Genomic DNA, 13,973 nt, shown 5'->3' with positions numbered 1-13,973 from the left:
ATGGCCCCTGCTCCCGACTAACGGTCACAGTTCTGCCGCATTGCAATTCATGAATATGGCACCTGGAGATTTCACTGGCGTCATTTTTCCGCCGTACGGCGCTTGCCGGAACATCCTTGCGAAGGCTAAAAAAACGCCCGAGAAGCGCGGCCTGGAGCCTTCGCCCAGCTGCGCCCGGTACACTTTTGCGGAACCGTCCCATGATCGACCTGGCAACCTGGAACCTCAGCGTTCCCGTCGGCAGCCCGCCGGCCACCATCGATACTCCGACCTTGGTCAAGGGCTTCAAGAACCAGTACTTCCATGCCGATTCCGGCACCTTGTTCTTCTGGTCGCCAGTCACCGGCTCGAAGACCGAGAACGCCATCTATCCACGCACCGAGCTGCGCGAGACCTATGCCAACGGCACCCTGCGCAACTGGACCTACCCCGAAGCCGACAACCTGCTTCAAGCCACCCTGGCGGTGAACCAGGTGCCCTCCTCGGGCAAGATCGTCATCGGCCAGATCCATGCGTACAACAGCACCCGGCCGCTGGTGAAGCTGGAATACCAGTACAAGGCCAGTCAGGGCCGCGGCAACATCGTGGCCAAGGTGCGCATGCGCCCTGACGACACCCGCTCCCGGGTCATCGACATCGCCGAGAACGTGCCCATGGACCGGCGGTTCTCCTACCTGATCCACCTGAGCCCGGGCGGCGTCCTGGGCATCAGCGCCGCCGGCTATCGCTGGGATACCCAGCTGGGCGCCGCCTGGCGTGACAAACCGCTGTACTTCAAGGCGGGGGTCTATGTGCAGGACAACAGCGGCTACACTAGCGAAGGTGGCAAGGTGACCTTCTCCAAGCTGGACATCGACCACAACAAGCGCTGAGCCGGCACACAGGCACGAAAAAGCCCGCATCGCTGCGGGCTTTTTCGTAGACGACCGAGGCTTAGTTGACCTTGGCGTTCAGCTCACCCTTGAGGTAGCGCTGGAACATGCCTTCCAGTGAGATCGGCTTGATCTTCGAGGCATTCCCGGCGGTGCCGAAGGCTTCGTAGCGAGCGATGCACACGTCGCGCATGGCAGTCACGGTGGCGCCGAAGAACTTGCGTGGGTCGAACTCGCTCGGGTTGGTGGCCATCAGGCGGCGCATGGCACCGGTGGACGCCAGGCGCAGGTCGGTGTCGATGTTGACCTTGCGCACGCCGTGCTTGATGCCTTCGACGATCTCCTCGACCGGCACGCCGTAGGTTTCCTTGATGTCGCCACCGTACTGGTTGATGATCGCCAGCCACTCTTGCGGGACCGAGGAAGAACCGTGCATCACCAGGTGGGTGTTGGGGATGCGCTTGTGGATTTCCTTGATGCGGTCGATGGCCAGCACGTCGCCGGTAGGCGGCTTGGTGAATTTGTAGGCACCGTGGCTGGTACCGATGGCGATGGCCAGGGCGTCGACCTGGGTCTTCTTGACGAAGTCGGCGGCTTCTTCCGGATCGGTCAGCATCTGGCTGTGGTCCAGCACGCCTTCGGCGCCAATACCGTCTTCTTCACCGGCCATGCCGGTTTCCAGGGAACCCAGGCAGCCCAGCTCGCCCTCTACCGATACGCCACAGGCGTGGGCCATGGCCACGGTCTGCTGGGTCACGCGGACGTTGTACTCGTAGTCGGTCGGGGTCTTGCCGTCTTCACCCAAAGAACCGTCCATCATCACCGAGCTGAAGCCCAGCTGGATCGAGCGCTGGCAGACGTCGGGGCTGGTGCCGTGGTCCTGGTGCATGCACACCGGGATGTGCGGGAACTCTTCGATGGCGGCCAGGATCAGGTGGCGCAGGAACGGGGCGCCAGCGTATTTGCGGGCACCGGCGGAAGCCTGGACGATCACCGGGGAGTCAGTCTTGTCAGCGGCTTCCATGATGGCGCGCATCTGCTCAAGGTTGTTGACGTTGAAGGCTGGAACGCCATAGCCGAACTCGGCTGCGTGGTCCAGCATCTGGCGCATGCTGATGAGTGCCATTGTGTGTCTCTCTCCCGGTCGAGGGTCGTTAATCGTGCAAGCCTGCCGTAGCGGCGACTGCTATTCAAGTGATTGCAGATCGGGGGTCAGCCCGGCCTGCGGATTCGTTGCTTCATCAATTTCAAGAACCCTGCATCCCTGTGGGAGCGAGGCTTGCCCGCGATAGCCATCGGCCTGGCGACATCCATGATCAATGTCCGGGTATCACCGCGAGTTCCTACAGGTTCAGCATCGGTTCCCGGCCTACGGCGCTTTACAGCCGCGGCCGATCAGGTCGTTGGTGGCGACCCAGTAGACCAGGCCTTCCTCCCCCTTGAGGTGAAACGCCAGCATGTCGTCGCTGTACAACGACCCCGAACCGCTAGGCTCGAGTTTCAGGCGGCGTACCTGGTCGTCGCCTCCCAGTCGCACGTCGACGGCCTTGCGGCTGTCGTCGGTGTAGCGCCAGAGCACCTGGGCCTGGCTGTCGCAGACCCAGGTGCTCCAGTCGTCGGTGCTCGGCGACTTGAGCAAGTGCAGGTCGGCGCATCCGCCAAGCAGCCCCAGCGTCGCCACGGCGATCAAAGCTTTCATCGATGTTCCTCGGCCGGACCCCAAGGCCCGGCACGTCGAGTTATCCAATCTGACCCGTCAAGGGCAACCCTGTTCCCTGGCCTTTGACGGAGTCTCGTATTTCTCCAAGCCTTCGGGCCCCAGGCGCTTGTTGATCACCGGTGCCGTCTCGGCCTGCCAGTCGGCCTGGTAGCAACCTTGCCCCGGCTTCTGCGCGGCATCCGCGGGTTGGCCCGTGGAAGTGCCGGAGCACCCCGCGAGCCAGGCTGTGGCAAGCAGCAATGGCAACGTCTTGACCATCAGAACACTCCTTTGCCCGGCCAATGGCAATCTCAGGCCTTGGCCCGGGCTTCCAGGACTTCGACCGCCGGCAGCACCTTGCCCTCGACGAACTCGAGGAAAGCGCCACCACCGGTGGAAATGTAGGAGATCTGCTGGGCCACGCCATACTTGTCGATGGCCGCCAGGGTGTCGCCACCGCCAGCGATGGAGAACGCCGTGCTATCGGCGATGGCCTGGGCCAGGACCTTGGTGCCGTTGCCGAACTGGTCGAACTCGAACACACCCACCGGACCGTTCCAGAGGATGGTCTTGGACGACTTGAGCAGTTGGGCGAATTGCGCAGCGGTTTGCGGGCCGATGTCCAGGATCATGTCGTCGGCCGCCACGTCGGCGATCGCCTTGACCGTGGCCGCGGCGCTCTCGGCGAACTCCTTGGCCACCACCACGTCCACTGGCAGCGGCACGCTGACCTTGGCGGCGATGGCACGGGCGGTGTCCAGCAGGTCCGGCTCGTACAGCGACTTGCCCACCGGATGGCCGGCAGCGGCCAGGAAGGTATTGGCGATGCCGCCACCGACGATCAGCTGGTCGCAAACCTGGCTCAGGCTGTTGAGCACGTCCAGCTTGGTGGACACCTTGGAGCCGGCGACGATCGCCGCCATCGGCTTGGCCGGGGTGTCCAGGGCCTTGCCCAGGGCGTCCAGCTCGGCCGCCAGCAGCGGGCCTGCCGCCGCCACCTTGGCGAACTTGGCCACGCCGTGGGTCGAACCCTCGGCCCGGTGGGCGGTACCGAAGGCATCCATCACGAACACGTCGCACAGGGCGGCGTATTGCTGGGCCAGTTCATCGGCGTTCTTTTTCTCGCCCTTGTTGAAGCGCACGTTCTCGAACAGCACGACGTCGCCGGCCTTGACCTCGACACCACCCAGGTAGTCGGTCACCAGCGGCACTTCGCGGCCCAGGGCGCGGCTCAGGTAGTCGGCCACCGGCTTGAGGCTGTTCTCGGCCGAGAACTCGCCTTCGGTCGGGCGGCCCAGGTGCGAGCAGACCATCACCGCCGCGCCTTTCTCCAGGGCCAGCTTGATGGTCGGCAGCGAAGCCAGGATCCGCGCGTCGCTGGTGACTACACCGTCCTTGACTGGGACGTTGAGGTCTTCGCGGATCAGCACGCGCTTACCTTGCAGATCGAGGTCGGTCATCTTCAACACGGTCATGGGTCGCAATTCCTGGGTTACTGAATATTAGAAGCAGGGAGTGGAGTGGCTGTTTGCAGGTAATGGCCGGCAACGTCCAGCATCCGGTTGGCAAAGCCCCATTCGTTGTCGAACCAGGCCAGGATGTTCACCAGCCGGGGGCCGGAAACGCGGGTCTGACTGGCATCGACGATCGCCGAATGGGGGTCATGGTTGAAATCGCAGCTGGCGTGCGGCAATTCGGTATAGGCCAAGAGGCCCTTGAGCGGGCCGCTGGTGGCAGCCTCGCGCAGGATCCGGTTGACCTCGGCGGCATCGGTGTCGCTGACCGTCTGCAGGGTGATATCCAGGCAGGACACGTTGACCGTCGGCACCCGTACCGCTTTGGCCTGGATTCGCCCGGCAAGTTCCGGCAGCAGGCGCTCGATGCCCCGGGCCAGGCCGGTGGATACCGGGATTACCGACTGGAACGCCGAGCGGGTGCGGCGCAGGTCCTCGTGGTGATAGGCATCGATCACCGGCTGGTCGTTCATCGCCGAGTGGATAGTGGTGATGGACACGTACTCCAGGCCGATGGCCTGGTCCAGCAGGCGCAGCAAGGGCACGCCGCAGTTGGTGGTGCAAGACGCGTTGGACACCAGCAGCTCGTCGCCGCTCAGGCAATCCTGGTTCACCCCGTAGACGATGGTGGCGTCGACATCCGCCTCGCTGGCCATCGGCTGGGAGAACAACACCCGCGGCGCGCCGGCAGCGAGGAAGCGCTGGCCGTCCTCGCGGGTGTGGTAGGCACCGGAGCATTCCAGCACCAGGTCGATGCCCAGGGCTGCCCAGTCGATGCCTTCGGGAGTGGCACTGCGCAACACCTTCACGCAGTTGCCGTTGATATGCAGACAATCGCCATCGACGGTCACCTCGCCGGGAAACCGGCCGTGGGTGGAGTCGAAGCGTGTCAGGTACTCGACGCTGGCCATGTCGGCCAGGTCGTTGATAGCCACGATCTCGAACCTGGCCGCAGCCCCTCGCTCGAACAGAGCACGCAAGACGCAACGACCAATCCGGCCGTAGCCGTTGAGTGCAACTTTATAAGGACGCGGTTGGGACATGGGGTTCTCGATCAGGCACGGCAGACGAACTTGTTATAGGCACTCGCAAGCGGGGGCCGGTAAACCAGCCCCCGCTTGCGACTGTGGTGGACAGGCCACCACGTGCTTTTCTCAGTCTTCCAGCAGCTCTTCGGCCTGGCCCAGGATGTTGTCCAGGGTGAAGCCGAACTCTTCGAAGAGTGCCGATGCAGGCGCCGACTCACCGTAGGTGGTCATGCCGATCACGCGGCCTTCCAGGCCCACGTACTTGTACCAGAAGTCGGCATGGGCAGCTTCGATGGCAATCCGCGCACCGACCTGCAACGGCAGGACCGACTGCTTGTAGGCAGCATCCTGGGCATCGAACACGCTGGTGCACGGCATGGATACCACACGCACCTTGCGGCCTTGCTCGGTCAGCTTGTCGAAAGCCTGCACCGCCAGGCCCACTTCCGAACCGGTGGCGATCAGGATCAGCTCAGGCTCGCCCGAGCAATCCTTGAGCACATAGCCACCGCGGCCGATGGCGGCGATCTGCGCGGCATCGCGGGTCTGGTGCTGCAGGTTCTGGCGCGAGAAGATCAGCGCCGATGGGCCGTCCTTGCGCTCCAGCGCGGACTTCCAGGCCACCGCCGATTCCACGGCGTCGGCTGGACGCCAGGTGTCGAGGTTCGGCGTGCTGCGCAGGCTGGTCAGTTGCTCGATCGGCTGGTGGGTCGGGCCGTCTTCACCCAGGCCGATGGAGTCGTGGGTATAGACGTGGATGACGCGTTGCTTCATCAGGGCCGACATGCGCACCGCGTTGCGGGCGTATTCCATGAACATCAGGAAGGTCGCGCCGTAAGGCACCAGGCCACCATGCAGGGCCACGCCGTTCATGATGGCGGTCATGCCGAACTCGCGCACGCCGTAATACATGTAGTTGCCGCTGGCGTCTTCTGCGCTGACGCCCTTGCAGCCTTTCCACAGGGTCAGGTTGGAACCGGCCAGGTCCGCCGAACCGCCGAGGAACTCAGGCAACAATGGACCGAAGGCGTTAAGGGTGTTCTGGCTGGCCTTGCGGCTGGCGATGGTCTCGCCCTTGGCCGCCACTTCGGCGATGTAGGCGTCGGCCTTGGCGGCGAAGTCCGCCGGCAGGTCACCGGCCAGGCGCCGTACCAGTTCGTTGGCTTCGGTCGGGAAAGCTGCGGAGTAAGCGGCGAAACGCTGGTCCCAATCGGCTTCGACAGCGCGGCCGGCTTCCTTGGCATCCCACTCGGCATAGATGTCGGCAGGGATTTCGAACGGACCGTGCTTCCACTTCAGGGCTTCGCGGGTCAGGGCGATTTCCTCGGCGCCCAGTGGTGCGCCGTGGCAGTCTTCCTTGCCCTGCTTGTTCGGCGAACCGAAGCCGATGGTGGTCTTGCAGCAGATCAGGGTTGGCAGCGGGCTCTTGCGCGCGGTCTCGATGGCGGTCTTGATCTCTTCCGGATCGTGGCCGTCGACGTTGCGGATCACTTGCCAGTTGTAGGCTTCGAAGCGCTTGGGCGTGTCGTCGGTGAACCAGCCTTCGACTTCACCGTCGATGGAGATGCCGTTGTCATCGTAGAAGGCGATCAGCTTGCCCAGGCCCAGGGTGCCGGCCAGGGACGCGACTTCATGGGAAATGCCTTCCATCATGCAGCCATCGCCCAGGAACACATAGGTGTGGTGATCGACGATGTTGTGGCCGGGACGGTTGAACTGCGCCGCCAGGACTTTTTCCGCCAGGGCGAAACCCACGGCATTGGCCAGGCCCTGGCCCAGCGGGCCGGTGGTGGTTTCCACACCCGGGGTGTAGCCGAATTCCGGGTGGCCCGGGGTACGGCTGTGCAGTTGGCGGAAGTTCTTCAGGTCGTCGATCGACAGATCGTAGCCGGTCAGGTGCAGCAGCGAGTAGATCAGCATCGAGCCATGACCGTTGGATAGCACGAAGCGGTCACGGTCGGCGAAGGACGGATTGCTCGGGTTGTGCTTGAGGTAGTCACGCCAAAGTACTTCGGCGATATCCGCCATACCCATGGGGGCACCCGGATGGCCGCTGTTGGCTTTTTGCACGGCATCCATGCTGAGGGCACGAATGGCGTTGGCACGCTCACGACGGCTTGGCATCGCTGATCTCCTGAAGATTGGACAAAACAAAACGGAAAAAAGGCCTGCATTTTCCCTCAGGCGTCTGGCGGGGGCAATGACAGATAGTCACTCAAGCACGTTTTTCCTACGGCTAACCACTCAATCGACCAGGCAAACCCCGACACCGTTCCCCATCCTGGTTGACGACAGCCTTGACTCAAGCCCAGCCCAGCCAATATCAAAACTTTTTGATATTGGCCTTGCAGGCTGTTTGAGCCATCACTAGACTGCGTTCCCATGAACCTGCACGCCTCTACCATCCGCCATGACGATTGCGACGAACTGGCCACCCTGTGCAAGGCCGGCGGCGATCCGTTGCGGCTGAACGTATTGCGTGCCCTGAGCAACGATTCCTTCGGCGTGCTGGAGTTGGCGCAGATCTTCGCCATTGGCCAGTCGGGCATGAGCCATCACCTGAAGGTCCTGGCCCAGGCCGGGCTGGTGGCCACGCGTCGCGAAGGCAATGCGATCTTCTACCGCCGCGCCCTGCCCCACACCGAGCTGCTGGGTGGCAAGTTGCATGCATCGCTGCTGGACGAGGTCGACCAATTGCCCTTGCCAGTCGAAGTCCAGTCGCGAATCGGCCTGGTCCATGGGCAACGGGCCGCAGCCAGCGAAGACTTCTTTTCCCGGGTGGCGGATAAATTCCGCGCCCAGCAGGACCTGATCGCAGGACTGGCGCAGTACCGCGAAAGTGTCCTGGCGCTATTGGACAAGTTGAGCTTCAAGCCAGAAGCCACGGCCATCGAGGTCGGCCCAGGCGACGGTGGATTCCTCCCCGAGCTGGCCCGGCGCTTTGCCCAAGTGACAGCACTGGACAACAGCCCGGCGATGCTGGAGCTGGCACGCCAGTTGTGCGAACGCGAAGCACTGGCTAACGTCAGCCTGCAACTGGCCGATGCACTGAAGGGCTTGCCACTCAAGGCCGACTGCGTGGTGCTGAACATGGTCCTGCACCATTTCGCGGCGCCAGCCGAGGCACTCAAGCAGATGGCGCAATTGCTGCAAGCAGGCGGTAGCCTGCTGGTGACAGACTTGTGCAGCCATAACCAGAGCTGGGCCAAAGAAGCCTGCGGTGATCTCTGGCTAGGGTTCGAACAAGATGATCTGGCCCGTTGGGCCACCGCTGCGGGACTGACTCCCGGGGAAAGCCTCTATGTGGGCTTACGTAATGGTTTCCAGATCCAGGTCCGCCATTTTCAGCGACCGGCTGGCGACACTCACCATCGGTAAATTTAGGAAACCGTCGAGATGAGCGAATACTCCCTTTTCACCTCCGAGTCCGTGTCCGAAGGGCATCCGGATAAAATCGCTGACCAGATTTCCGATGCGGTGCTGGACGCCATCATCGCCCAGGACAAGCACGCCCGCGTAGCGGTTGAAACCCTGGTCAAGACCGGTGTCGCCATCGTCGCCGGGGAAGTCACCACCAGCGCCTGGGTCGACCTGGAGCAGATCGTTCGCGACGTGATCTGCGACATCGGCTACACCAGCTCCGACGTCGGCTTCGACGGCGCCACCTGCGGCGTGATGAACATCATTGGCAAGCAGTCCCCTGATATCAACCAGGGTGTCGACCGCGCCAAGCCAGAAGACCAGGGCGCTGGCGACCAGGGCCTGATGTTCGGCTATGCCAGCAATGAAACCGCGGCGCTGATGCCTGCACCGATCGCGTTCTCCCACCAACTGGTCCAGCGCCAGGCCGAAGCCCGCAAATCGGGCCTGCTGCCATGGCTGCGCCCGGACGCCAAGTCCCAGGTCACCTGCCGCTACGAGAACGGCATCGTGGTCGGTATCGACGCGGTGGTGCTGTCGACCCAGCACAACCCGGAAGTGTCCTATAACGACCTGCGCGAAGGCGTGATGGAGCTGATCGTCAAGCATGTGCTGCCAGCCGAGCTGCTGCACAAGGACACCCAGTTCCACATCAACCCGACCGGCCAGTTCATCATCGGCGGCCCAGTGGGCGACTGCGGCCTGACCGGCCGCAAGATCATCGTCGACAGCTACGGCGGCATGGCTCGCCACGGTGGTGGCGCGTTCTCCGGCAAGGACCCATCCAAGGTCGACCGTTCGGCAGCCTACGCCGGTCGCTACGTGGCCAAGAACATCGTCGCCGCCGGCCTGGCCGAGCGCTGCGAGATCCAGGTGTCCTACGCCATCGGCGTCGCCCAGCCGACTTCGATCTCGCTGAACACCTTCGGCACCGGCAAGATCAGCGATGACAAGATCATCAAGCTGGTACGCGAGCACTTCGACCTGCGCCCATACGCGATCACCACCATGCTCGACCTGCTGCACCCGATGTACCAGGACACCGCAGCCTACGGCCACTTCGGCCGTACTCCGGAAACCAAGACCGTGGGTGAAGACACCTTCTCCACCTTCACCTGGGAAAAAACCGACCGCGCCGAAGCCCTGCGCGCCGCCGCCGGCCTGTAAGCCTTCCCGCGTCACCAAGGCCCCGCCCGGCTATGCCGGCGGGGCTTTTTGTACCCGCAGATTTCTCCCTCCCGCCTCCATATTCCCTGCCTTACAGCCGCAGTCGCCGCTCGTGGCGCCTGCCGGGCCGACCGGGAAACAACCGGCAAACACCTGCCACGCCCGTCCCACATCACCGCGCCTAACCTTTGAGCATGACCTTTCCGGGCAAGGACGCTCGCCATGCTGCCAAGACTGCTCCTGCTGTCGATCTTCATCCCACTGTCGGCCCAGGCCCATTGCCCGGACTGGCCGGCAACCCAGGCCGACGTGGAGATCACTACCCTGCACCAACAGCTCCAGCGCTGGGATACCAGCTATCACCGGGACGGCCAGGCGCTGGTTGCCGATGAACTCTACGATCAGGCCCGCCAGCGCCTGGATACACTGCAAGGCTGCTTCCCCCACGCGCCCCAGGCAAAGCCCCACCCGCTGGCCAGCGCCCGCGGCAACATCGCCCATCCGGTGGCCCATACCGGCGTGGAAAAACTCCCGGGCGCCGACGCCGTGCGACTCTGGCTGCGCAACCGTCGGGAAGTCTGGGTGCAGCCCAAGATCGACGGCGTGGCCGTGAGCCTGATCTACCGCAAGGGCCGCCTGGACCAGGCGCTGAGCCGGGGCGATGGTCAGCAGGGCCACGACTGGAGCAGCGTGGCCCGGCAGATTCCGGCCATCCCCCAGCAATTGCCGCAACCCGTGGACCTGCTGCTCCAGGGTGAGCTGTACCAGCGCCTGGAGGGCCACGTGCAGGCCCGGGCCGGCAGCCGCAATGCCCGTAGCCGAGTGGCGGGCTGGATGGCCCGTAAACGCCTGGAACCCGATGCCGCGGCACAGATCGGCTTGTTCGTCTGGGATTGGCCCCAAGGGCCACAAGCGATGGATGAGCGCCTGGAGCAGTTGGCCAAGCTGGGCTTTACCGAAGGCCGCGAATACAGCCGCAGGGTCGCCAACTTCGACGCGGCCCAGCAGTGGCGCGAGCACTGGTACCGCTCAGCGCTACCCTTCGCCAGCGACGGAATCATCCTGCGCCTGGGCCGACGCCCCGCGGCCGAACGATGGCAGGCCCGGAATCCGCACTGGATCGCGGCCTGGAAGTACCCCTACACCCAGGCCTTGGCCAATGTCCGCGAGGTAGAGTTTCGCGTCGGTCGCACCGGGCGAATCACGCCACTGCTGCACATCGAACCGGTCACTCTCGACGATCGGCAGATCCGCCGGGTAAGCGCTGGCTCACTACACCGCTGGCGCCAGCTGGACATCCTCCCCGGCGACCAGGTGGCCGTCAGTCTCGCCGGCCTGACCATTCCCCGCCTGGATGGCGTGGTCCTCAGGGCACCGCAGCGTCCACCGCTCCAGGCTCCGGTGCAGAGCGACTTCCACGCGCTGAGCTGCTGGCAACCCTCCCCCGGATGCGAGAGCCAGTTCCTGGCACGCCTGACCTGGCTCAGTGGCAAGCAGGCGCTGGACCTGGAGCATGTCGGCGAGCAGACCTGGGTACGACTGGTCCAAGCGGGGCGAATCAAGAGCCTGCTGGATTGGTTGACCCTCGACCAGGCAGAGCTTGTTAACATGGCCGGCTTCGGCGCACGCAGCAGCGCACGCCTGCTCGAAAGCCTGCACAACGCCAGGCGGCGACCCTTCGCGCTTTGGCTGAAGGCCCTGGGCTTGCCGCCCAGTGGCGCTGCCGACCTGGGCGGGCCATGGCAGGCGCTGGCACTCAAGAGCAGCCTGGACTGGCAGCAAGAAGCCGAGGTTGGGGTGGAGCGCGCGGAGCGACTGGCAGCGTTCTTTCGCGACCCGCAGGTGCTGGCCTTGCGTGCCACCCTGAATGCCGCCGGCGTCGAAGGTTTTTAGTCGCTCACCTGGGTCGGGTATTGAACCACCTGGTCCGCAATGGGCTCCAACAGCCCATTCCGGCACGCCCCAGCATTACTTCATTGGTTATTTTTTGATCTTTTTCACCTGGAGCCGTCAATGAACATCTTTCCTTCGCTCGCAGCCCTGACCCTATGCGGCTTGATGAGCGCGCCACTGTTGGCCAACGAGCAAACACCCGAACTGACCGGCTGCGCCGCCAAGCGCCAGGCCCTCGCGACCCAGATCGAACAAGCCAAGGCCCACGGCAACGGCGATCAGCAGGCCGGCCTGGAACGCGCCCTGAATGAAGTCACCACCCATTGCACCGACGCCTCGCTGAAGAAAGAGCGGGAAAACAAGGTGCTCGACGCCAAGCACGAAGTCAGCCGCCGCCAGGCCGACCTGGAAAAGGCCATGAAGAAGGGCGACTCGGAGAAGATCAACAAGCGCAAGGACAAGCTCGCCGAATCCCGCAAGGAACTGCAGCAAGCCCTGGACGATCTGGACAAGTAAGCCGGGCACTGCCCCCGACATGACGAGGAGCCCCGGCATCCCTGCCTGGGTCTCGCCCCAAGCCGGGATCAGTGATTACGAAACTCTTTGTGGCAGGCGCTACACGCGTCCTCGACCTTCTGCACCGCCGGGCCAAGGTTGCTGGCCTTGTAGGGCTGGACCTGGCTGGCGACCACCAGTTCACCGGTGGCTGCCTCCAGGGTCCGAGCCAGCTCCTGGAAGCGTGCCTGCCGGCGCCAGACATCGTCGGTGGCGCTGGTGTGGTCTTCTTCCTTGACTGCAGGGAAGTGCTTCCAGGGCTCATGGGACAGGTTGTCGAGCTTCACTGCGCCCTCGGCGAAACGCGCACCGTCGAACGGAATGCGTCCGCGGAGCATGCCTCCCAGGTCTTCGCCGGTCTTGAGCATCTGCTTGAAGATCGCCTTGCGCTGGCCCAGGGGAGAATTGGGATCGACCCCACCGCAGGCGGAAAGCGTCAGGCAGGCCAGCAATACAACAGAGAGTCTTTTTAACGTCATGGTGGCTTCAGGTCAGGTCACGGAAAACGGCGGCCAGTATCCTCGCCTCCCGGACAAAGACCAATAGCCCTATTAATAATATGGGTTGTCCTCCGCCACGGATGCGGGACGTCCCCCCAAGGAAACACAGCATGAACCCGAGTTTTCCCCGCTGGTGCCGCCACTGGTTCTGGACCGTCCCGGCCCTGGCGCTACTCGCCGGTTGCAACGGCGGCGACACAGAACAGCCACCCTCTCAGCCCCAGACACACGCCCTGGCCACCTACAACAGCGCCCCCTGGGAGGCGCTGCCCGCAGTAGCCGACAACGACCTGCTGGCCGGCTTCGGTTCCTGGCGCAGCGCCTGCACCCGGCTCAAGACCGATCCAGTGTGGGGCGCCACCTGCGCCGCCGCGGCCAACGTGCCCCTGAACCCCGAGGCGATCCGTGGTTTTCTCAAGGAACGCCTGCAGGTCTACGGCCTGCGTTCGGGCAGCGGCAGCAACACCGGCCTGATCACGGGCTACTACGAGCCGGTGTATCCCGGCAGCCTGGCCCAGACCAAGACGGCCAACGTACCGGTGTATGGCGTGCCGGACGACATGATTGTGGTCGCCCTGGACAGCCTCTATCCCGAACTCAAGGGCAAGCGCCTGCGAGGGCGGCTCGAAGGCCGGGTGCTCAAGCCCTACGACGATGCCGCGACCATCGAGACCCAGGGCGTCAAAGCGCCGGTGATCGCCTGGCTGACCGACCCCATGGACCTGCAGTTCCTGCAGATCCAGGGTTCGGGCAGGATCCAGCTGGACGATGGTCGCCAACTGCGCATCGGTTATGCCGACCAGAACGGCCACCCGTACCGGCCTATCGGTCGCTGGCTGGTGGAGCAAGGCGAACTGAAGAAGGAAGAAGTGACCATGGGCACCATCGCTGCCTGGGCCAAGGCCCACCCGGCGCGGATTCCCGAGCTGCTGGGCAGCAACCCGAGTTATGTGTTCTTCAACCGCAACCCGGACAGCAACGAAGGGCCGCGCGGCTCGCTGAACGTTCCCTTGACCTCGGGCTACAGCGTCGCCGTGGACCGCAAGGTGATTCCCCTGGGCAGCCTGCTGTGGTTGTCCACCACCCGTCCCGACGGCAGCAGCCTGGTACGCCCGGTGGCGGCCCAGGACACCGGCGGCGCGATCACCGGGGAAGTACGCGCCGACCTGTTCTGGGGAACCGGCGATGCAGCCGGGCAACTGGCCGGCGACATGAAGCAGCCAGGCCAGATCTGGATGCTCTGGCCCAAGGACATGCCGCTGCCCCAGGTGCCGCAAGTCGCCAATGCCCCGTAACGCCTCCAGCCGGAACCGGCTTGTCGACCT

13 protein-coding genes are annotated in these 13,973 nt (G+C 64.0%); 6 read left to right on the top strand and 7 right to left on the bottom strand.

The genetic code is table 11. The features are described from left to right. Nucleotides 1-200 precede the first annotated feature (200 nt). Nucleotides 201-872 (top strand): polysaccharide lyase family 7 protein, encoded by a 672-nt coding sequence (locus H7A76_RS02850; RefSeq protein WP_185697103.1) that lies wholly within the window; start codon nt 201-203, stop codon nt 870-872. A 61-nt stretch (nt 873-933) separates the two neighbouring features. On the opposite strand, the gene fba is transcribed toward H7A76_RS02850, so the two are convergent. The 6 genes from fba to tkt form a co-directional block, all read right to left on the bottom strand. Then, a complete protein-coding gene (gene fba, locus H7A76_RS02845) occupies nt 934-1,998 on the bottom strand; it encodes a class II fructose-bisphosphate aldolase (protein ID WP_022641550.1) in 1,065 nt (354 codons plus the stop codon). A 243-nt stretch (nt 1,999-2,241) separates the two neighbouring features. Next, nucleotides 2,242-2,571, bottom strand: coding sequence for an MliC family protein (locus H7A76_RS02840; RefSeq protein ID WP_185697102.1), 330 nt, complete (start codon nt 2,569-2,571; stop codon nt 2,242-2,244). Between the two features lie 57 nt (nt 2,572-2,628). Continuing rightward, nucleotides 2,629-2,850 (bottom strand): hypothetical protein, encoded by a 222-nt coding sequence (locus H7A76_RS02835; protein ID WP_185697101.1) that lies wholly within the window; start codon nt 2,848-2,850, stop codon nt 2,629-2,631. 32 nt (nt 2,851-2,882) lie between these two features. Beyond that, complete coding sequence (locus H7A76_RS02830) at nt 2,883-4,046, bottom strand: phosphoglycerate kinase (protein ID WP_185697100.1); 1,164 nt, start codon at nt 4,044-4,046, stop codon at nt 2,883-2,885. Nucleotides 4,047-4,063: 17 nt separating this feature from the next. Then, complete coding sequence (epd, locus tag H7A76_RS02825; RefSeq protein WP_185697099.1) at nt 4,064-5,128, bottom strand: erythrose-4-phosphate dehydrogenase; 1,065 nt, start codon at nt 5,126-5,128, stop codon at nt 4,064-4,066. A gap of 111 nt (nt 5,129-5,239) precedes the next feature. Further along, nucleotides 5,240-7,237 carry a transketolase gene (tkt, locus tag H7A76_RS02820; RefSeq protein WP_185697098.1) on the bottom strand — a complete coding sequence of 666 codons (1,998 nt, stop codon included), beginning with the start codon at nt 7,235-7,237 and terminating at the stop codon, nt 5,240-5,242. Nucleotides 7,238-7,495: 258 nt separating this feature from the next. On the opposite strand from tkt, the gene H7A76_RS02815 reads away from it, so the two are divergent. The 4 genes from H7A76_RS02815 to H7A76_RS02800 all read left to right on the top strand — a co-directional run bounded on the left by H7A76_RS02815 (nt 7,496) and on the right by H7A76_RS02800 (nt 12,109). Further along, complete coding sequence (locus H7A76_RS02815) at nt 7,496-8,491, top strand: metalloregulator ArsR/SmtB family transcription factor (RefSeq protein ID WP_185697097.1); 996 nt, start codon at nt 7,496-7,498, stop codon at nt 8,489-8,491. Between the two features lie 18 nt (nt 8,492-8,509). After that, nucleotides 8,510-9,700 carry a methionine adenosyltransferase gene (metK, locus tag H7A76_RS02810; RefSeq protein WP_185697096.1) on the top strand — a complete coding sequence of 397 codons (1,191 nt, stop codon included), beginning with the start codon at nt 8,510-8,512 and terminating at the stop codon, nt 9,698-9,700. A gap of 222 nt (nt 9,701-9,922) precedes the next feature. After that, nucleotides 9,923-11,593, top strand: a complete 1,671-nt coding sequence (gene ligB / locus H7A76_RS02805) for an NAD-dependent DNA ligase LigB (RefSeq protein ID WP_185697095.1) — start codon at nt 9,923-9,925, stop codon at nt 11,591-11,593. Between the two features lie 120 nt (nt 11,594-11,713). Beyond that, nucleotides 11,714-12,109, top strand: coding sequence for a DUF1090 domain-containing protein (locus tag H7A76_RS02800; protein ID WP_185697094.1), 396 nt, complete (start codon nt 11,714-11,716; stop codon nt 12,107-12,109). A gap of 68 nt (nt 12,110-12,177) precedes the next feature. Here H7A76_RS02800 and H7A76_RS02795 read toward each other — a convergent pair whose 3' ends face one another. After that, nucleotides 12,178-12,627 carry a cytochrome c gene (locus tag H7A76_RS02795; protein WP_185697093.1) on the bottom strand — a complete coding sequence of 150 codons (450 nt, stop codon included), beginning with the start codon at nt 12,625-12,627 and terminating at the stop codon, nt 12,178-12,180. A 131-nt stretch (nt 12,628-12,758) separates the two neighbouring features. Here H7A76_RS02795 and H7A76_RS02790 point away from each other — a divergent pair, with 131 nt between their 5' ends. Further along, nucleotides 12,759-13,943 (top strand): murein transglycosylase A, encoded by a 1,185-nt coding sequence (locus H7A76_RS02790; protein ID WP_185697092.1) that lies wholly within the window; start codon nt 12,759-12,761, stop codon nt 13,941-13,943. The last annotated feature ends 30 nt before the right edge of the window (nt 13,944-13,973 follow it).

Origin of the sequence: Pseudomonas sp. MSSRFD41, from assembly GCF_014230245.1 — a bacterium.
Lineage (GTDB): Bacteria > Pseudomonadota > Gammaproteobacteria > Pseudomonadales > Pseudomonadaceae > Aquipseudomonas > Aquipseudomonas piscis.
The sequence above is the reverse complement of the archived record's forward strand: the minus strand, read 5'-3'. Positions and strand labels throughout refer to the sequence as shown.

Bases quoted from the DNA above. Each gene is read 5' to 3' on its own strand.
- H7A76_RS02795 (WP_185697093.1), bottom strand. From the start codon at position 12,627: ATGACGTTAAAAAGACTCTCTGTTGTATTGCTGGCCTGCCTGACGCTT.
- ligB (WP_185697095.1), top strand. From the start codon at position 9,923: ATGCTGCCAAGACTGCTCCTGCTGTCGATCTTCATCCCACTGTCGGCC.
- H7A76_RS02800 (WP_185697094.1), top strand. From the start codon at position 11,714: ATGAACATCTTTCCTTCGCTCGCAGCCCTGACCCTATGCGGCTTGATG.
- H7A76_RS02815 (WP_185697097.1), top strand. From the start codon at position 7,496: ATGAACCTGCACGCCTCTACCATCCGCCATGACGATTGCGACGAACTG.
- H7A76_RS02830 (WP_185697100.1), bottom strand. From the start codon at position 4,046: ATGACCGTGTTGAAGATGACCGACCTCGATCTGCAAGGTAAGCGCGTG.
- metK (WP_185697096.1), top strand. From the start codon at position 8,510: ATGAGCGAATACTCCCTTTTCACCTCCGAGTCCGTGTCCGAAGGGCAT.
- H7A76_RS02790 (WP_185697092.1), top strand. From the start codon at position 12,759: ATGAACCCGAGTTTTCCCCGCTGGTGCCGCCACTGGTTCTGGACCGTC.
- fba (WP_022641550.1), bottom strand. From the start codon at position 1,998: ATGGCACTCATCAGCATGCGCCAGATGCTGGACCACGCAGCCGAGTTC.
- tkt (WP_185697098.1), bottom strand. From the start codon at position 7,237: ATGCCAAGCCGTCGTGAGCGTGCCAACGCCATTCGTGCCCTCAGCATG.
- H7A76_RS02840 (WP_185697102.1), bottom strand. From the start codon at position 2,571: ATGAAAGCTTTGATCGCCGTGGCGACGCTGGGGCTGCTTGGCGGATGC.
- H7A76_RS02835 (WP_185697101.1), bottom strand. From the start codon at position 2,850: ATGGTCAAGACGTTGCCATTGCTGCTTGCCACAGCCTGGCTCGCGGGG.
- epd (WP_185697099.1), bottom strand. From the start codon at position 5,128: ATGTCCCAACCGCGTCCTTATAAAGTTGCACTCAACGGCTACGGCCGG.
- H7A76_RS02850 (WP_185697103.1), top strand. From the start codon at position 201: ATGATCGACCTGGCAACCTGGAACCTCAGCGTTCCCGTCGGCAGCCCG.